Annotated in this window: 17 protein-coding genes; 4 read left to right on the forward strand and 13 right to left on the reverse strand. The window is 41.9% G+C overall.

Going from position 1 to position 19711, the window contains the following annotated elements:
• Positions 1–82: 82 nt before the first annotated feature.
• Entirely contained in the window at positions 83–574 is a 492-nt protein-coding gene (locus BR06_RS0114630) for a hypothetical protein (protein ID WP_235727737.1), read from the reverse strand.
• Positions 575–588: 14 nt separating this feature from the next.
• Positions 589–1365, reverse strand: coding sequence for a hypothetical protein (locus BR06_RS0114635; protein WP_031484348.1), 777 nt, complete (start codon positions 1363–1365; stop codon positions 589–591).
• A 328-nt stretch (positions 1366–1693) separates the two neighbouring features.
• On the opposite strand from BR06_RS0114635, the gene sucD reads away from it, so the two are divergent.
• Together sucD and BR06_RS0114645 are read left to right on the forward strand one after the other, a co-directional pair.
• Positions 1694–3784 carry a succinate--CoA ligase subunit alpha gene (gene sucD / locus BR06_RS0114640; RefSeq protein ID WP_031484351.1) on the forward strand — a complete coding sequence of 697 codons (2091 nt, stop codon included), beginning with the start codon at positions 1694–1696 and terminating at the stop codon, positions 3782–3784.
• Positions 3784–4875 carry a glycosyltransferase gene (locus BR06_RS0114645; RefSeq protein ID WP_031484352.1) on the forward strand — a complete coding sequence of 364 codons (1092 nt, stop codon included), beginning with the start codon at positions 3784–3786 and terminating at the stop codon, positions 4873–4875. The genes sucD and BR06_RS0114645 overlap by 1 nt, the downstream gene beginning before the upstream one ends.
• Before the next feature lie 7 nt (positions 4876–4882).
• On the opposite strand, the gene BR06_RS0114650 is transcribed toward BR06_RS0114645, so the two are convergent.
• The 3 genes from BR06_RS0114650 to BR06_RS0114660 form a co-directional block, all read right to left on the reverse strand.
• Entirely contained in the window at positions 4883–5332 is a 450-nt protein-coding gene (locus tag BR06_RS0114650; RefSeq protein WP_031484354.1) for a metal-dependent hydrolase, read from the reverse strand.
• Positions 5333–5431: 99 nt separating this feature from the next.
• Positions 5432–6592, reverse strand: coding sequence for a SufB/SufD family protein (locus BR06_RS0114655; protein WP_031484356.1), 1161 nt, complete (start codon positions 6590–6592; stop codon positions 5432–5434).
• A 26-nt stretch (positions 6593–6618) separates the two neighbouring features.
• Positions 6619–7380, reverse strand: coding sequence for an ABC transporter ATP-binding protein (locus BR06_RS0114660; protein WP_031484358.1), 762 nt, complete (start codon positions 7378–7380; stop codon positions 6619–6621).
• A gap of 379 nt (positions 7381–7759) precedes the next feature.
• Between BR06_RS0114660 and BR06_RS0114665 the strand changes: the two genes are divergently transcribed.
• Entirely contained in the window at positions 7760–8509 is a 750-nt protein-coding gene (locus BR06_RS0114665; protein ID WP_031484361.1) for a Smr/MutS family protein, read from the forward strand.
• A 39-nt stretch (positions 8510–8548) separates the two neighbouring features.
• Positions 8549–9613: an STAS domain-containing protein gene (locus tag BR06_RS0114670; RefSeq protein WP_051677118.1), complete on the forward strand. Its 1065-nt coding sequence runs from the start codon at positions 8549–8551 to the stop codon at positions 9611–9613.
• A gap of 18 nt (positions 9614–9631) precedes the next feature.
• Here BR06_RS0114670 and priA read toward each other — a convergent pair whose 3' ends face one another.
• The 8 genes from priA to ftsH are packed head-to-tail and all read right to left on the reverse strand — an operon-like array spanning position 9632 to position 19613.
• Positions 9632–11974: a replication restart helicase PriA gene (gene priA / locus BR06_RS0114675; protein ID WP_031484365.1), complete on the reverse strand. Its 2343-nt coding sequence runs from the start codon at positions 11972–11974 to the stop codon at positions 9632–9634.
• An 11-nt stretch (positions 11975–11985) separates the two neighbouring features.
• Complete coding sequence (locus BR06_RS0114680; protein WP_031484367.1) at positions 11986–12744, reverse strand: hypothetical protein; 759 nt, start codon at positions 12742–12744, stop codon at positions 11986–11988.
• Positions 12735–13604, reverse strand: coding sequence for a UTP--glucose-1-phosphate uridylyltransferase GalU (galU, locus tag BR06_RS0114685; RefSeq protein WP_031484369.1), 870 nt, complete (start codon positions 13602–13604; stop codon positions 12735–12737). The genes BR06_RS0114680 and galU overlap by 10 nt, the downstream gene beginning before the upstream one ends.
• Before the next feature lie 53 nt (positions 13605–13657).
• A complete protein-coding gene (gene glmM / locus BR06_RS0114690; protein ID WP_031484371.1) occupies positions 13658–15007 on the reverse strand; it encodes a phosphoglucosamine mutase in 1350 nt (449 codons plus the stop codon).
• A 27-nt stretch (positions 15008–15034) separates the two neighbouring features.
• Positions 15035–15955 (reverse strand): CdaR family protein, encoded by a 921-nt coding sequence (locus tag BR06_RS0114695; RefSeq protein ID WP_031484374.1) that lies wholly within the window; start codon positions 15953–15955, stop codon positions 15035–15037.
• Between the two features lie 4 nt (positions 15956–15959).
• A complete protein-coding gene (cdaA, locus tag BR06_RS0114700; protein WP_031484377.1) occupies positions 15960–16706 on the reverse strand; it encodes a diadenylate cyclase CdaA in 747 nt (248 codons plus the stop codon).
• The gene (gene folP, locus BR06_RS0114705; protein WP_031484378.1) at positions 16706–17548 is read right to left on the reverse strand and encodes a dihydropteroate synthase; all 843 of its coding nucleotides are present in this window, start codon (positions 17546–17548) and stop codon (positions 16706–16708) included. Before folP ends, cdaA begins: the two co-directional genes overlap by 1 nt.
• Before the next feature lie 13 nt (positions 17549–17561).
• On the reverse strand, positions 17562–19613 hold the full coding sequence (gene ftsH / locus BR06_RS0114710; protein ID WP_031484380.1) for an ATP-dependent zinc metalloprotease FtsH: 2052 nt from the start codon (positions 19611–19613) through the stop codon (positions 17562–17564).
• Positions 19614–19711 lie beyond the last annotated feature (98 nt).

Raw genomic sequence — 19711 nt, forward strand, 5'->3', positions numbered from 1 at the left:
AGATCGGCAGATCAACATCGATTAAAATCATATCACCCTAAAACCAACCGACTCGACTCTATACCCGCTTCTGTCACTTACCTTATTGAAACAAAAACTTATATTGATCCGCGATTTTGTCAGTCGCATTCATCAATTTAGCTGCAGTTGTTTCTACAGTCCTTAAATTCACGGTCCCGATGGTTTCACTAAGATAAAATGGAACTACATCCTCGCTCTCAGCAAAAGTCCAAATCACAGCATAAATCGAACCTATTTCAGGGCGTTCACTAAATTCGCTGCGAGACAACACCTTTATTCTGATAGATTTAAGCGACTTATCAGCAAGCTTAAACAAAACAGATTTCCTAAAGCTTTCCTTTAACTTTAAGGCCAAAGTGCCGCCCATTTCGTCATCACCAACATGCTCAACAACAATGGCAACTCCATCTTTCTGCTCAGCTTTTTTAACGTCTTTAACGACTACAGCAGGCTTAGCTTTAGCGTTTGGAACTTCCTTAGCCTGTTCGGCAAAAGCGTATGAACTGAAACTCAGCAAACTTATTGTAAGTAACGCAAAAATTATTTTCTTCAACTTCATACTCCAAATTAAGATTTCACATTTAACTTTTTCAAAAGATCCTTCACTTCCAATGTTTTATTTGCATATATTTTAGAGCAAAATTTACACACAAATGAAGGATTTTTTTCATCAGCAGGAAGATCAGGAAATTCAGGAAAATTAAGCTCTTCAATATTGATCGTCTTAAAAGCCAAGTCGTTATCAATTATGGCACATTCCGGACCAACACACCCAGTAATATTTTGTTTTGATGAAGTTTCAGGATCGAGAGATTTTGTAAATTTGAGAACTTCTGACGGAGTGGAATTCGTATTAACTTTAACTATCTTTGCATTAATATCCTCAGCAAAAAGGTAAAAATCGATCCTGTTTAAGGATCTTATTTTGCGACCATGATCAGCTTTACTAGAGGTAACAATCCCATGCATATATTTTTCAACACTATGTGCAAGCTGATGGTAAGCAAGACTCACCCACTTAATGTATTCACCTTTATTTGTGATGGAAAAAGAAGGTTTGCCAGTGAACTCTGCGGGCTCAGTTTGACTCGGAATATTAAAAATAGAGGGGTCAATTCCCGCACACTTACAGAATTCGCTATACCCGCCTTCGCCAAGGCAAACATATTGTAACAACGCGCAAGACTTATGAATATCTTCGACTTGATCGAGAAGCTGAGCAGATAAAGACTCAAAATATTCTAAAGTATCATCAATATCTTTTCTTGCTCCAAAAAAATTAGTGGCCATGTCATTTAAGAATTCGTCAGTTAACGCATTAGATAAATCTTTAAGAGCTGCCATTTTTTCATCCTTCACTGCTATTTCACAATAAAAAGCACATCATTAAAAAATAATAAAACTACCTTAGACAGCAGAATACATACATCAATGCCATTTTGGCAAAAAAAAACAGAATAGAATTCATTAATTAAACTTGAGAGTGCCATATAATTGCATTATACGCTATTGGCATTAGTCCCGACCAAAAAATTGTTTTGGTTAGATTATGTTGATATTTTAGCAGATTGAAATACATCATTAATTTGTTTCTGCTTTCTGATATGCTTTACAGGTGATTTTTATTCCAATTAACTCATGAAGTTATAACCGTAGATATGCTGGAGGGAATATGCTGCTCAATGAACATCTCAGCAAGACACTTCTTAAGGAAGCTGCCGGGATCCCTGTACCTACAGGCGTTAAAATCACTTTAAAAGACCTTCCAAATCTAGAACCTTACTTTCCTCTTCCATGGATTCTAAAAGCGCAGGTTCCAGTTGGCGGACGTGGGAAAGCAGGAGGAATCCAAAAAGTAGATTCCCGTGAAGATTACGAAAAGATTGCCCGCGAAATTTTATCTATGGAAATCAAGGGAAACAAAGTTCCGTTCATTAGAGCAGAACCAGCTGTTGATATCCGCCAAGAATTTTATCTTTCACTCACCCTTTCACGCCAGCGCCGCAAAGTCATAATGACCGTGGGCCGTGAAGGTGGTGTTGAAATCGAAAACATGGGTCCTGACAATCTGCTCGTTCAGGAAATCAGCCTGCCCGGAGGATTACAGCCCAATCAGATCCGCGCCGCTTTTTTCCATATAGGGATAGCTAAAGAGCTTTTCGCTGACTTCAGTGGAATTGTCAGCAACCTATATAAATCTATGATTGATTACGGCTTACTACTTGCCGAAATTAACCCACTCGCCCTTACGGGTTACGGCAAACTCCTTGCCTTAGACGGTAAAATCGAGATGGACGACAACATCGTTGATATCAATCCCGCCTTCGAGAAGTTTTATCAGCCAGAGCATTCCACCGCCGAAGAAAATATTGCGCGCGATGCTGGAATGAGCTTTGTATCCCTAAAAGGATGGGTAGGACTCATCGCCAACGGCGCAGGTCTCGCTATGGCGTCAATGGACGCACTCAACTTCTCAGGACTACCTGCGGCGAACTTTCTAGACCTTGGCGGAGCTGCCGACCAGAAAAGAATCGAAACAGCCTTAGGGTTGCTCTTTAAGGATAAACAGGTCGAAGCGATTTTTATTAACTTGTTCGGTGGGATTCTTTCCTGCGAACTTGTTGCAAAAGCTCTGGTTGCTGCTCTTGGCGGTAAAGATCTAGAGAAACCGATCGTTGTTCGCATGTCCGGAAACAGCGCGGATGAGGGCCTTAATATTCTAAAAGAGCTAGGCAGTGATAAACTACACCGCGCTCATAATATGAATGAGGCAATTGAGATTCTTCGCACGCTAGAGCCTGCAAATACGCCAAAGATTGAGTTTCCAGACCCAATATCAGCAATGCCCGACTCTACACCGCAGGACATAGGCTATAAATCTTCGTCAATATTTGAGATTGATAAGGACACACCAATTCTCGTTCAGGGAATAACGGGACAAGAAGGACGACTGCACACGCGGTTAATGCTCGAATACGGCAGCAACATCGTTGCCGGAGTTACCCCGTTTAAAGGCGGTCAGGAAGTTCTAGGCGTACCTGTATACAACAGCATTAAGGAAGCACAGCTTCATCATAAAATTGGCGCATCAATAATTTTTGTTCCGCCAAAGCTGGCAACTGACGCAATACTCGAAGCCGCATCCTGCGAAATTCCGTGGGTTATATGTATAACCGAAGGCATTGTTCAGAGTTCTATGCTTAATGTTCTTGAACAGATCAAAGGCGGCAAAACCAGAGTAGTCGGTCCCAATACTCCCGGCCTGATTGTACCCGGCCAGACAAAAATTGGTATTTTACCGACAACTCCATTCTCACCCGGCCCTGTCGCCGTTCTTTCACGAAGCGGGACCCTGACATATGAAGTTGCTGATCGCTTAAATCAGGTTGGTATAGGCCAATCACTAAGCGTAGGCATTGGCGGAGACTCCTACATCGGAACAACTTTTGCGGATATGTTTGAGATGCTTCGCAATCATGATGAAACCAAGGCTGTGATGGTTTTAGGTGAAATTGGCGGAACCGCTGAGCAGGATTTAGCTGACTACGTAATTGAAACAGGATTTGACAAACCCGTACTTTCCTTTATTGCTGGGCAGACCGCGCCTCCCGGGAAACGTCTCGGACATGCCGGTGCTATTTTGCAGGAAGGAACCGGAGTTCAAGGCAAGCTGGAAAAAATGCGTTCAGCAGGCTTCACAGTCTGTCCAAGCCTTGAATCAATTGCACAGCTCACAGCGGACGCTCTCGGAATCAAAATATAGTGAATAAAAACGTTTGTTTTTTTAATAGCAATAAAGCCTGGGGCGGCGGGGAAAAGTGGAATCACCATTTTTCCCTGCTCCTTCGGGACAAAGGTTATAATGTTTTTGTGGTAACAAACCACGAATCAGAACTTAAAAACCGCCTGACAAATGAGCCGGGAATAACTCTTCATAGCGAATCAATCGGCAATCTTTCCTTTCTAAATCCCGCAACAATGTTGCGTCTTAAATCATTTTTTAAGCAAAACAAGATTAAAACTCTCGTTACCGCCTTGCCCTCTGACATAAAAAGTGGCGGAATAGCTGCAAAGTTAGCGGGTGTTTCTAAGGTAATTTATCGCCGCGGAATTGCTGTTCCAGTTAAAGATTCACTCCTTAACAGGTTCATATTTTCAACAATAATTGACCGTTTAATAGTAAATTCGCTTGAAACAAAACGTACCGTACTCGCCAATAACCCAGCCCTTATTGAAGAATCTAAGATCAGACAAATATACAATGGTTTTGATGTTGCAGAATACGATAAGCAGGAATCCTCACCACTATATGACAAAGAAGATGATGAAATTGTCATCGGAAATGCAGCAAGACTAACTGTCCAGAAGGGACAAAATTTTCTTATTGAAGCTGCCGAAATACTTAAAAAGAAAGATCTAAACTTTCGTATTTTAATAGCTGGAAAAGGTGAAATGGAAGAGGATCTTAAAGACTACGCCGAGGAACTGGACGTCTCTGATGTCGTTACGTTTGTAGGCTTTGTCGATGATATGAAGTCATTTCATGAATCGCAGGACATATTCTGTCTGCCATCACTATGGGAAGGGTTCGGATATGTGCTAGTTGAAGCAATGACCCTTGAAAAGCCTGTTGTCGGGTTCGAAATCAGCTCAAACCCTGAAGTAGTGAACAATAACAAGACAGGTCTTCTAGTGCCTCCCCGCGATGTAAAATCACTTGCGGCAGCCCTTGAATTACTCATTCGCGATGAAAAATTACGCACTAAAATGGGAAAGTTTGGAAGGGAAAGAGTGCTTAATAAATTTAATACGCCACTTGTTTTAGGAAAATTAATCGACGTAATTGAAGAATAATCTACCGCTAAAATTCTTTATCCAGCAATAAATGAGAGAAATACCCCGTCACAAAAGCCACATAATATGGAAGTAAAGTTGGAAAAGGCTGACCGTAGACATAGTATGGCAGCAAAAGCATAGGCATAGGAACAAGCAACATTGCCCACCATGTGTGAGTCCAACCGCGATGAGCACTTACCCCCGGCAGCATTGCCAAAACTCCCAGATAGGCTGCCCACTGGAACTCTTTGAAATAAATCAGTGTCAGAGAAAGAATCAACATTCCTGAATAATAAATCCTTTTCCCTTTTGAATCCGTATCAATATCAGGAAAAAGTGCGCCCAGAATACTCAGCACAATCAAAACTGTAAGCTGTTGCGGCTCAATAATATACCACCCGACATTCACTAGCATCAAAAGCACTAGTAATCCGGCAACAATTGATCCACCTATATGAACTTTATATCCAGGCATTTTCAACCCTTCTGATTTCTGCTGTTAGTAATTTCATGCACAAAAAAAGTGCCTCTCCATAAGGAAAGGCACTTTAATAATAACTATATTAACCGTCAATTACATAGCATCGCTTGAATCAAGCTCAGCAATCTGCTTGTCAATTTCAATCTGGAGCTTTTTAGGAAGTCCCATGTCATCGACATTAAGGAATCCACGTACAATCGTTGAAGTAGCTTCTTCTTCATCCATTCCGCGAGCCATGAGGTATTCGATCTCTTCTTGAGCAATCTTACCTACAGCCGCTTCATGAGAAAGCTCTACGCCTTCAACAGTAGCTTCCAGTTCAGGAATAGCATGAATGATCCCGCCGCCGAGAAGTAGTCCCTGACACTCAAGATGTCCGCGTGCAGGTGCAAAATTACCCTGAATATGACCACGGGAAATAATTGTTCCACCAGTAGTAATAGTACGGGAAATAATCTCGCCACGTGTATTTGGCGCATTCATAATAATACGGGTTCCAGTATCAATATGGGAACCTTCGGGTGCAACCAAAACAGAGTTAAAGCGAGCAACAGCGCCCTCACCATTTAGGAAAATGGTCGGGTAAGATTGAACATCTTTGACCTTTTTGAGCAGTACGTAGTTATTTAAAAGGACTCCGCCTTCTTCAACAACTCCGACAGTTCTAGGACGAACAGTAACGTTTTCGCCCCAGTTATGAACCATTGTGAAGGTCAGCTTGCCGCCCTTCTTAATGTAAATTTCGGAGATACCGAAATGAGCTCCAGTAAATTCACCATGTGCAGCAGCACATCCGGTAATAATCTGAAGTTCAGAATCTTCTTCCACAACGATAATGTTGTGAATATTCTGACCAGACTGCTCAGCCTTAAGAAAAAGACAAGACTGCACAGGAGCTTTAATCTTTGCTCCTTTTTTAGTGCGCACAAAATAACCACCGTGAAGATTTTCAGCAGCAGACTTTGTGAACTCATCTTTATCTTTATCAACAAGGTTGAAATAATAATCAGGGAGGCCGTCATATTTTTCTAGAGCCTTTTTGATATCCATAACTTCAACGTCTTTATTGGTTGAACCACAATGAACGTTGGAATGGTCTACCTGCAAAAAAGTTCCGCTGGTTTCTTCGCTATCCACATCAACACCAGCCATAAGCAGCTGTTCTTTATCTTCCGCATTAAGGGTAGACAAATCAGCTACGGCATCGTGTTCAAGGCCATCAAATTTATATAAATTGAGATCGACTTTTTTCATAATATTTCTCCGTGGAGTTTATGCTTCTACTTCAAGCACTTAACGCATTCTTGGTATCCATATTTGCGAATATGTTCCAGAATGTCGCGAGGTCTGGCTTCACAGCAGAGATGTCCGTTGTAAAGAACCTGTCCACGGTCAGCGTTAATGTAGTCGAGAATATGTCCTGTATGCGTGATAATAAGCCCGCATGTGCTAGAGCCTCTTTCTTTTTGCTCTTTCATGCTCAGATCTAGATTAGGGCGAATTTCCCCGTCTAGAAGCGTGCGAACCATTTCACCGATAAGGTGCATGTTTTCGAGATCGACACCGGATTCAGGTTCATCAAAAAGAACCATGCCCGGATTTTGAGCCATCAATTGAAGCAGCTCGGACCGTTTGATTTCACCACCGGAAAAACCGGAGTTGATATCGCGATCAAGAAAGGTTTCCATATTAACTTTCTTAGCTAGCCCTTCAACATCAACCTTAGAGCCATTTCCACACATTTCAACTAAATGTCTGGTTTTAAGTCCATGGATGGTTGGGGGGCGCTGGAAAGACATGCCGACACCAAGGCGAGCACGTTCATATATAGGAGCGTAAGTAATATCTTCGCCCTTAAATGTAATTTTACCTTTAGTTACCGTATAATTGCTGAACCCCATAAGAGTCATGAGCAATGAGGTCTTACCGGAACCGTTAGGTCCGAAAAGAATAAAGGTTTCCCCTTCTTTTATATGTAGGTCGAGGCCTTTGATGACCTCCTTGTCGCCAATACTGACGTGCAAGTCTTCTATCTTAAGCATTGAGTTCCCTCACTTTACAAACGAAATGTCATACATTTTTAATTTATCTAATTAAGTTCGTTCCAAGAGCTAATAAAATAAGCTTTTCAAGTCCAGAATAAAAATTATTTATCACTTGCGACCAATAATACCGTAGACTTATATTTAATGAGTTTATTTAAATACCAAAGAGGTATAGAATTCCGCTCGTTGCAAGCCTTAATGAATCATCTCAGCTGTGAAGTAAATATCTCTAACCTGTTTTCATACAGTATTAAAAATGGGCATGACCAAAAAAAAGTCAAGGAATTAAAAACAAAAACTCAACTTTTACTCATAGAAAGATTTACTTAAGCGAAAAATATGACTAATTTGAATCTTCACTTTTAGGAGAAAAAATATGGCAAAAAATAAAGTTAAGACTCTTGCGGATCTAAAAACATTAAAGTTTAAAGATGATAAAAAAGAAAAAAGCGGCGACCCTAAAATGCCTAAATCTGTACAAAAGGTTTTAGACGCTATTAATAAAAAACCTGAACCCATGGCTGAATCTGACCCTGAAGAGATTCCTATTGCGGAAGAGATGGCGTTCATGAATGCCATGTCCGGAGTTGAGCGCATAGAAAGTTCAGTTGTGAAGGTTGAACGAACTATGCCAGTTACGGCGGTCCATTGTACTGACGAAAATGGCAATGCATATCGGAACAATCTCGTTGCTGGCAATGTCGAATTTGAACTTGATTACTCAGAAGAGTTCATGTTCGGTCATGTCTGCGGGATTGATGCAAAGATTTATCAGAAACTGAAAGCCGGTTCCTATAGCAACGAATCGCGCATTGATCTTCATGGAATGACTTCGGATCAGGCATTTGATAATCTAATGTTTTTCATAAGAGAATCCTACCTTCATGGGTGCAGGTGCGTGCTTGCTGTTACTGGAAAAGGTAAAAATTCTCCGGGCGGACAGTCTGTTCTCAAAAGAGAAATTCAAGGCTGGCTGACTCGCGATCCTTTCCGCCGTGTTGTGTTAGCATTTTGTACTGCTCAGCCCAAAGATGGCGGAGCCGGTGCAGTTTATATCCTCCTGCGCAGCCAAAAGAAAGCGAAGGACAAAGTTACGTGGGATAAGGGAATCAATTGGGACAAATAAACGTTTCCTGTTCTGTTTCGGCGCAAAATGAGGATGTAAGTGGATAATTTTATTGAATCACGACAGATCAAAATTGCTTTCGGCATCCCATTTGACAGTCTGGATTTTCACGAACTGCTTGTCGCGGTAGGTGAACTTGTTGAATCCAGACGCAAAAAATTTATTTTTGCGGTTTCTGCACCGTGGTTACTTGAATATGGGAGAAATCCTTTAAACAGATTAGATGATACAGACATTTTTTTAGCCACGGACTCGACACTAACAGGCATGGCTAGCAAACACGGCCAGAATATAAAATTGCCTATGGAATATTTTGAATTTCCAGAGCAAATAGCCACAATATGCGCACATTATGGACATAGCCTTCTCCATGTTTCAGCTACGTCTCTAAAAACTGATATACTGGTAGCAGATGGCTATGTTCCGCTTTCATGGGATCTATTTACGAATTTCAAAATTTCAGACGAATTAGATGAAAAGCAAAAGGATTCAATAGTTTCCGCAGCAGCAAATTTAAACCCGAACATTATTTTAATTTCAGCATCACCAGATGAGCTTAGAAAATTTATTCCTGAAATTTACAAAAAAATGCCTAATTGCCTGCTCATCTGCACTCCAATAGATGAAGTAAAATGTAACTTAAAAGATAAAATTTCGAACATCATTTCACCGTTACTTTTAATGCGGCAAGAAACACTTTTTCTGCAACACATAAAAGAATCGTGTTCCATTTCAGTTCCAAGCTCCATCAGCTATGACGACAAAAAAGAACATGCGCTAATTAAAGTTTCAGGAGTTCTAAGCTCTGCAATAATTCCCGAGCTTGGGCGGATGGGAAAAAAAATGTTGCAGCAAGACATGGATATTGAGCTTGATTTGTCTAAAACAACGGCCATCTCTATCAAAGGTCTGGAAGCAATTTTTTATTTAAATAGAATCTGTACACATTATAATAAAAAAGTTTCCATTCAAAATATTTCTCCAGAAGTACTCACTCTTATGCATCAATCCGGTATCGCTTCGTTTTTTAAAGACTTACCGGGAATTGCTGAAGACGAGCCTAATGAACAAGGTGATGCTATTGATGAGAGTGAATTTGAATAATACATATCCGACATACGCCTAAAGCATATTAACCGGATCAAGATCAAGCGTTATTCTAACATTTTTCTTATCAGGACTAAGTCTCATTGCTTCAGCATACAAATCACGCGTTTTTGTCCAGTCATCGGATTTGATAAGGCAGTTAAATCTTTTACGCCCTTTGAGCAAAGCCATCGGAGCCGGCACGGGTCCCATCGCCATTAGTCCTGCCTTCGTAGCACTCTCACGAATTTTATCAAAAAATTTGGGAAACAGATCCCCCCCACCCCAGTTAAGTGGATGGCTTATTCTAATGAGTGCAAGTTTAGTGAATGGCGGATAGCGGAATTTGCGTCTCTTATCAATTTCGCGTTCAAAAAAAGTATTGTAATCAGCTGACGAAACGGAACTCCAAATTGGATTTTCAGGATTTCTGGTTTGAATGATAACTTCACCGGGTTTCTCCCCCCTGCCAGCCCTACCTGAAACCTGCACCAGTAGCTGAAACGTACGTTCAGCAGAACGATAATCGGGAAGATTTAGTCCCAAGTCACCCTCTGAAACAACAACAAGAGTTACCCCGGGAAAGTTGTGCCCTTTAGATAACATCTGTGTACCAACAAGAACCTGAGCTTCACCTTTGGCAAAATTTTTCAAAATCTCTTCGAGCCGCTCCTGTCTGCGAGTACTGTCTCGATCCATGCGCAAAATTTTTGTTTCAGGTGGCAACGCTTTGGCAACCTGTTCTTCAAGTCGCTCGGTTCCTCCGCCAAGAGGCAGAAGATTATTTCCACCGCACATTGTGCATGGCAAAGGAAAATGATGAGCATTACCGCAATAATGGCAAATTAACCGCTCACGCCCCTTGTGGTAGGTCATGCTGACATTACAATGCGGGCATTTAATCGGCTCTTCACAGTCGATGCAATAAATAAGAGGTGAGAATCCACGACGATTAAGCATGATTACAGCTTGCTCACCGCGCGCAATAACTTCTTTTAATCGGTCTTCTGTTTCAGGCGCAAAAGGCTGCTCAGGGTTCTTAATAGTGCTGGTATCAACTATCCGCACTTTCGGAAGCATGGATTTACCAACTCTTTTTTCCATTGAAATGAGATTAAAAGCGCCCTGCTGCGCGGCATAAAATGTCTTTAAATCAGGCGTAGCCGAACCTAATACGAGTAAGCTTTTAGTTTTTTGAGCGAGAAAATAAGCGACTTCTTTAGCCTGATACGGAAGGCGTTCTTCCTGCTTATATGACTCATCATGTTCTTCATCAATAATAAACAGACCGGGATTTTGAACAGGCAAAAACAACGCAGAACGGGTCCCGATAATCAGCGTAGGCTTCTTGGCGGTTGCTACAGCACGGAAAATAGCTTCTTTGCGAACGGGAGTTTGATAGCCGTGATAAAGATATTTATCTGTATCTGGAAAAAGAGGACAAATACTATTCCAGAGAGAGTACGCAAGCGCAATTTCAGGCACTAAAACGACAGCAGAACGTCCCTGATCAAGACACTTACGTGCAGCAGTCATATAGACAAGCGTTTTTCCGCTTCCAGTTATACCATGCAAAAGCTTAACTTCACTTTTGTCACTATCAAGAGCTTCTTCCAACTCCTCAATAGCAGCCTGCTGCTGCTCAGTAGGAATGAAATCCCATTCATCTGATGATATCTGACACTTTTCTGCAGGATTGCGCTCTTCTGCTGGTGGCGGGCCAACTTTTAAGAGTAAGTCAGATTGCAGCTTGTTAATAACCCCAGTGGTCCAATCTCCCATAATCATTTTAAGGAAACCTTTCTCACGCGGGCCATTCTCATAAATATATTCCAAAACTTGCAACTGGCGGGCCGCATTGGGCCGAACGGGCCACGGAGGATCAGTAGTAAGGCTGACGTATTCTTCTTTTTCTATGGACGCAGGCAAGCTGACGTTCATTCTGTCATCATTATAGATGGAGACAAGATTCAGACGAGATTCAAAGGACATACGTGCGAGGTCAGCACCTTTTATTTTTGTCGGAAAATTTCTATCAGCGATCTTGAAAGTCAGCTTAGCGCTGCGGAATCTTTTTGGAACAACGTTTTCCAAAACTTTGCCGAGCGGTTGCAACTGCCGCGTTGCAATATTCCGGTACAGCTGAAAATGAGTTGAATTCAGTAACGGATGCTTTTCCAGAGGCCATACGATGGATTTAAGCTCAATATTTTCTGGAGCAACAGTCTGAATCTCAATTAAAAAAGCAACTCTGAAAGATTTCCCCAATGGAACAAGAACCCGCTGACCTTCCGATAATTGTGGAAGGTCAGCGGGCGCTGAATAAGTATAAATGGAGTATGGAGGACTGGCGAGGCAGGCCTGCCAGAGTGTAGTCATCTTAGTCCCTGCTAGAGTTTAATGCGGAGACATTTTTTAAGCAGTTCTAAAGCAAAACTACTGGGGATGCCGCATGATGGCTCTTTTTTTAGAGCTGAAGCGGAGAAAACAACTGGGTCAATTTTTTGCCTGACTCCAAGCCATTCAATTTTAAATTCAACAGAATCATCTCCCACTATAATCACACCTGTATGTGGAAGCATAAATCCCGCGAACTTTGTGTAAGTACCAAAGGAAATGGACCTTCCAGCCCCAAGTGTAATTTTAAGAGGAGCAAAATTTTCATTATCAAGCCTAATTTGAGGTGAGGAATCATCAGTAGATTCTGCACCAAAAACAAAGGCAGGGAAGCCGTCATTGAATCCGTAACTTCTTGTAGAGTTTGTCATACCAAGACTTTTCCAGTCACTGGTAGCATCATCAGAAACCCAAAACTGCAACATGGAAACGGGAAGATCCGCATTCATCGGACATTCAGCAGAAGTTTCGAAATACTGCCCGATGGATTTTGCTGTAACAGTTCCATTACCGGAGTTGCTTACAAAGGTCTGCTGCCAGTGGTCATCTCCACGCTTTATTCTAAGCGATGTACCCGGCTCAGAAGGGAAAGTAATGAGAGCCTCATACGAAGTTAACGCACCATATTTTTGATACATTGTATCATCTATGGCTTCATCTGACGGAAAAAAGGCCCTTGCTGATCTGCACCAAAACAGACTAGCAACAAGGACCATTATGAACAAAAATGCTGGTATTTTTTTTACGAACAAGACAAAAGCTCCCGCAAACTCTTTACTAAACCATCACGTAATTCTTCATCCTGAAGAGCGAAATAAATATTTGCAGTAAGATACTCAACCCAGTCGCCCGCGTCAAATCTTTGCCCGCGCAATTTAACCGCAAGGAGTTTGTTGTCCTGAGCAAGGCACTGCAAAGCATCAGTGAGCTGAATTTCTCCGCCAACACCTGGCTCTAGATTCTCGAGATGATCAAATATTTCAGGCAAAAGAACGTAACGCCCAACAATAGCAAGCCTTGATGGAGCCTGCCCTATAGGTGGTTTTTCAACCAAGTTACGAACTCTGTACATTCCAGGAGCAAATTCTTCTCCCTGAACAATACCATAACGATCAACCTTATTCTCAGGAACCTCAATAACACCTACAACAGCCATATTTTCTGTACGCGCTGCATCGATAAGCTGCTTAATACCAGGCTCTAAGCCAAACATAAGGTCATCCCCAACCATTACGGCGAAAGGATCATTTTTACAGACTTCTTTGGCACAAAGTACAGCATGACCAAGTCCAAGCTGTTTTTTCTGACGAACAGAAATGATGTTAACCATTTCCGCGACTCGTCTGCACTCGGCTAAAATTTCATGCTTGTTAGCACGCTTAAGAACATCTTCAAGGGACAAGTTATAGTCAAAATGGTCTTCAATTATTTTTTTGTTTTGGTTTGTAATAAAAACAACATCTGTTAGTCCACTAGTCATTGCTTCTTCAACAACATACTGAATGACAGGCTTTCTAAAGATCGGGAGCATTTCTTTAGGAATATTTTTAGTAGCAGGCAATGATCTTGTGCCCCAACCAGCAACAGGAATAATAACTTTTTTGATGACCATCGTTCAGACTCCTTGAATAATTCAGCGGCTAATTATTGCGCTGAACAAATTATTTAAACTAAATGCTTTTCCAGAACGTCCGCAAGCTCAGCGGTATAAAGATCAACCTTAGAGCTGTCTTCTGCTTCAACCATCACTCTAGCTACAGACTCAGTGCCTGAATAACGGAGCAAAACTCTACCTTTATCACCAAGTGCTTTTTCAACTTTTTTAAGAGCTTCCTGCACTGCGGGCACTTCCTCGAAAGGAACTTTTCTCTTAACATGAACATTTACAAGCGATTGTGGATACAGTTTAAGCAAACCTGAAAGCTCAGATAGCGGTCTGTTTTTCTCACAAAGTATACGCAATAACTGGAGGGCCGCGAGGAGTCCATCGCCAGTTGTACTATACTCTCTGAATATTAGGTGGCCAGACTGCTCTCCGCCAAGAACTGCACCTTCGCGGCGCATGGCTTCCATAACATAGCGGTCACCAACATTAGTTCGCAGCAACGTTCCGCCGCGTTCTTTCATGAAATTTTCAAGAGCCATATTACTCATCACAGTTGCGACAAGCATATTTTTGGTAAGTTTACCACGCTCCATAAGATCTGCAGCACAAAGAGCCATGAGCTGATCACCATCAAGAACCTGCCCTTTCTCATCGACTACGATCAAACGGTCACCGTCACCATCGATAGCAAGGCCGATATCCGCATTCTCTTCAATCACTCTTTGCCCGACAATCTCAGGATATAGTGAACCGCACTTGTCATTGATATTAAGACCATTAGGCTTATTCCCGATAGTCACAACTTCTGCACCAAGCTCTTCGAACATATGGCCGAGACTGTAAGTTGCACCATTGGCACAATCAAGCACAAGCTTAACGCCTTTAAGCGTCATTTTCTGAGGAAAGCTGTACTTCAAATAAACGATATAGCGACCTTTCGCATCTTCAATCTTGGATGCCCTTCCGACGTTCTCAGACTGAGGATAATTCCAGTTAGGATTATCAGAAAGTACCATTTCAGCAATTTCGTCTTCGAGTCCGTCAGGAAGTTTGAAGCCGTCTTTATCAAAAAGTTTGATCCCATTATCCATAAAAGGATTGTGAGAAGCAGAAATAACTATGCCAAGGTCAGCGCGCATATTTCGGGTAAGAAAAGAAATTGCAGGAGTAGGCATCGGCCCGACCTGAAAAACATCCATTCCCATAGCACAAAGCCCAGCTGTAAGCGCAGACTCAAAAACATAGCCTGAAAGTCTTGTATCTTTACCAATTATAACTTTGGGCCGCTGATTGCCATTTCTAAAAAAATGACCACATGCAAGACCTAATTTCAAAGCAATATCAGGTGTCATCGGAAATATATTGACTTGACCACGCAGGCCATCAGTTCCAAATAAACGTTTACTCATCCATCATCTCCCAAAACAGAATAGGATCTACTGATCCACTAAATCCTGTCTTGATATTGTTACAGTTATTACTTCAGGATTCTTTTTAGTAACTGAGCACCCTGAAGGAACGCTAACATCATAATTAACGATGTTTTCACCATTTGGTATTGTCGCATTAATATCTATAGAAGCAGTAATTTCATTTCTAAAATCATTTTTACGGAAAAAGGGTTTTGGACCTTCAACAAAAAGTCTCACAAAATTCTGACTAGCAGTAAAATCAATTTCTTCGGGCCCCAAAATATACAAGGGAACTTTTACCCACATCTTAGCCTTTCTTACCTTAAAAACAAGCGAAACAGAAACCATTCCCGGATTAGCTTCTACTTCTTCAGGAAGATTCAATGGAATCAACCCCTTCCATACTTCAGGAGAATCAGTATCAAGCATTATGTCCTGCGTACGAACCTGCGCAACTTTCTTAAGTATCGAAGCTGGACCGCGGAGAACAACTTCGGCAGGCACACAAGATTTTCCTTCAATGGTAAAATCTTTGTTCAAAGATCCCTTCCATGTGGGGATAACCCTAACAGTTTTCTTAACATACATATCAACAACAAGATTTATTATTGAAGGCTTAATTTCAACAACTTCCAAAGCACTACCAAGCCCGAGTTTCTCGGGAACAACAGCGATAGGATTGCTGCCAACAATAAGGTGTCCAGTATCAAGAGAATAAGCCATTTTTTTTGTATCTAGATTGCGAATAAGTCCTTTGGGACCTCTGAGACGGGCAGAAACCTTTGTAATCATTCCGCTACGAATAATCATACCCTGAGGCGGGTTAACAATTTCCAATGGGAATTCAACCCACGTTTCAACAAGATCACGGCCTGTAACCAGATACCATGTTAAAACGGCCATTGTTATCGCCAGTAGCGCTATTTTCCAGTGTTTATCTACCATAATATTAGCTCAAAGTGTTTTTCAGAACACGTTTTAATCTGATAATATCCAAGCTAGTAGTAAGCTTGCCACCTATAGCAACAGAAATTGTGCCCCGTTCTTCTGAAACGGCAATTGCGATTACATCTGTTTCTTCACTGATACCGAGAGCGGCCCTATGCCTTGTTCCGATAGCACTCTTTCTGGTTGAAACCTGTGCTAAAGGCAATATACATGATGCAGCTACAATTCTATTAGAATTAATCACTACAGCTCCGTCATGCAGCGGTGTATCCGGCCAAAAAATATTTATAAGAAGCTGCTTTGTAATCTTAGAATCAATCTCAACGCCCTTCTCGATAATGTCTCCGAGTGGAACGTTCTTTTGAATAACCACAAGAGCCCCGATTTTACGGCGAGCCATTGAATCCATTGCTGAACAAATCTCATCAATAACTGCAATCTTAAAATCGTTTTTGCGCCAGAAGCGCCCTGCGCCCATTTGAGCAAGACCTTTTCGGATATCACGCTGAAATAAAATAACTATGATAAGGAAAATTGAACTCAAAAAGTTCGTGAGTAGCCAGTTCAGAGTGTATAAGCCAAAAACATCTGAAGTATAATAAACAAAAAGGATAACAAACAAACCCCAAATAATAGCCGCAGCACGAGTTCCACGTACAAGCAGAATTACGTAAAAATAGACTACACCGACAAGGCCGATATCGAGTAGTTCCTTCCAGGAAATTTGAAATCCTAATAATTCAAACATTAAATATCCTTGGCAATCGCCTTCACAATCCTCAAGGTCTGAGCAGTCAAACCTACTTCGTGAACCCTATGAATCGGAACTCCGCGCGCGGCAAGAACAGCTGTAGCAGCCTGCGTTGCGTTTTGACGATCCTGCGGTTCAAGCCCTAGCAACTTGCCCCATAATGACTTATTTGAAAGCCCCATGTAAACCGGAAAACCTAATTCCATGAGCGCATCAATATTTTTAAGAATCTCAATATTGTGCTCAAGAGTTTTTCCAAACCCTATACCTGGATCAATTACTATGTTTTTTTCGGGTAATCCAGCTTTTAAGAGTTTTTCAAGACTTTTTTTAAAAAAAGTTGAAATTTCTCCGATTACATTATCATAATGTGGCGCAATTTGCATTTTATCTGGGCTGCCCTGACTGTGCATCAAAACATAACCCGGCTTAATATCCGCAACCACTTCAAGAAGGGCAGGATCAGCACTGAAAGCTGAAACGTCATTGATAATAGAAGCTCCAGCTTCGAGGGCAGCAAGAGCCACCTCGTGCTTAACGGTATCAACGGAGACAACGTGATCCTTAGCTAGTTCTCTAACAACCGGGATTACACGGCGGATTTCATCCTTTGCAGAAATTTTGTCTGCAAAGGGCCTTGTGCTTTCACCGCCGACATCAAGTATATCCGCACCCTGCGATGCCAGCATTCTGCCATTAGCAACAGCATGCTGTGGATCATAGTTTACTCCGCCATCATAAAAAGAATCAGGAGTTACATTTACTATTCCGGCAATAAAAAAAGGGGAAGGGCCTAAAACCCTTCCCCCCTTAATGGTCCATGTGTAGGTCCGTTTCATTTAACTCTTCCGGCTAATCAGAGCTCTTTTTATCATCAGAGGATTTCTCTTCTTCAGACTTGGCTTCAGATTCTTGGCTAGATTTATCATCTGAATTATCTGGTGATTCGTCGAAAGAAAACTCATTGTTTTCAGTTGAATCAGCTTCAGACTTGGCTTCATCCTTCTCTTCAACCGGAGTATATCCAGCTTTTGCTGAAGACTCATAAGCCTTCGCAGCGTTTGAAGGAGTTGCTGAATTAGCCAAATTCTCAAGTGGAGGTAACACTCCACCGTTCATAAGCGTATCAATTTCATCTCCGGAGATAGTTTCACGCTCAAGTAATGCAGCGGCAATCGTATGGAGATGTTCTTTATTTTCAGTGAGCAACATCTTAGCTTTTTCAAGTGCGGTATCGATAATTCTTCTGATTTCAGAATCGATAAGACGCGCTGTGTCTTCACTAAAGTCTTTACCATGACCAAATTCCTTACCGAGGAATACCTGATCATTGGTTTCACCAAAAGTCATAGGTCCGAGTTTTTCACTCATACCCCATTGACAAACCATGCTGCGAGCCATCTTAGTAGCGCGCTCGATATCATTGCTGGCCCCAGTGGTCATCTGGTCAAGGATCAGTTCCTCTGCAACACGACCACCAAGTAGCATAACAAGTGTATCTTCAAGGTATCTTTTAGAATAGTTATGACGATCATCAACTGGGAGCTGCTGGGTTACACCAAGAGCTCTACCACGAGGAATAATCGTGACCTTGTGAATTGGATCGGTATCTTCAAGAAGCTTAGCTGCAAGAGCATGCCCAGCTTCATGATACGCTGTAGTCTCTTTTTCTTTATCGTTAAGAATAAGACTACGACGTTCTCTACCCATAAGTACTTTATCTTTGGCTTCTTCGAAATCCACCATTTTCACGTAATCCTGATTGTTCTTCGCTGCGGAGAGAGCCGCCTCATTGACGAGGTTCTCAAGATCCGCACCGGAAAATCCAGGGGTTCCGCGAGCAATGACATCAAGATCAAGATCATCTGCCAAAGGTGTTTTGCGGGTGTGAACTTTAAGGATATGCGCCCTGCCTCTAACATCAGGAGTAGGAACAACAACCTGTCTGTCGAAACGACCTGGTCTAAGTAGAGCCGGGTCAAGTACATCAGGTCTATTCGTAGCAGCAATAAGGATAACGCCTTCGTTAGACTCAAATCCATCCATCTCTACGAGAAGCTGGTTAAGTGTCTGCTCGCGTTCATCATGCCCGCCGCCGAGACCGGCGCCACGCTGACGTCCAACTGCGTCAATTTCATCAATAAATATCAAACAAGGAGCATTCTTTTTACCCTGAGCAAAAAGATCACGAACACGAGAAGCACCGACACCAACGAACATTTCAACAAAATCCGAACCGGAAATTGAAAAGAATGGTACGCCAGCTTCACCAGCAACAGCACGTGCAAGTAATGTTTTACCAGTACCCGGTGACCCGACAAGAAGAACCCCTTTAGGGATACGACCGCCAAGACGCGTAAACTTCTTAGGTTCGCTAAGAAACTGGACTATTTCAGAAAGCTCTTCTTTAGCTTCGTCTACTCCGGCAACATCCTGAAATGTTACTTTAGCGCTTTCTTCATTAAGCATACGAGCTTTGGATTTACCGAAAGACATGGCCCCGCCACGTCCGCCGCCACCGCCGCCTTGCATTTGACGCATGAAAAATATCCATACACCAACAAGAAGCAGCATAGGAAACCAAGATATGAACAGAGTCATATACCAAGGAGAATCTTCTGCCGGTTCTGCTATCACTTCAATTTTATTCTTAATCAGATTAGGAATTAGAGTAGGATCATTAGGGCTATAGGTAACGAAACGTTTATCGCCAACCATAACTCCGCTGATTTTCTGTCCTTGAATCTTGACCTGTATGATCTCTCCGCTATCGACTTTCATAAGGAAGTCAGTATAGGAAACCTTTTGCTGGGGAGCTGCAGGCTGGTTGAAAAGATTGAACAAAACAATCATCACCAACATGATGGTTACCCAGACCAAGAGGTTCTTGGCAAAACTGTTCAAAATTCATCTCCTTCATATTTGTCCGGCCCATGTCTGCAACGCGCAAACCTAAGGTATACGGACTAAAATCAGTTCTTTGTTTAGCTTCAATCAGTATT

Source organism: Maridesulfovibrio frigidus DSM 17176 (assembly GCF_000711735.1).
Lineage (GTDB): Bacteria > Desulfobacterota > Desulfovibrionia > Desulfovibrionales > Desulfovibrionaceae > Maridesulfovibrio > Maridesulfovibrio frigidus.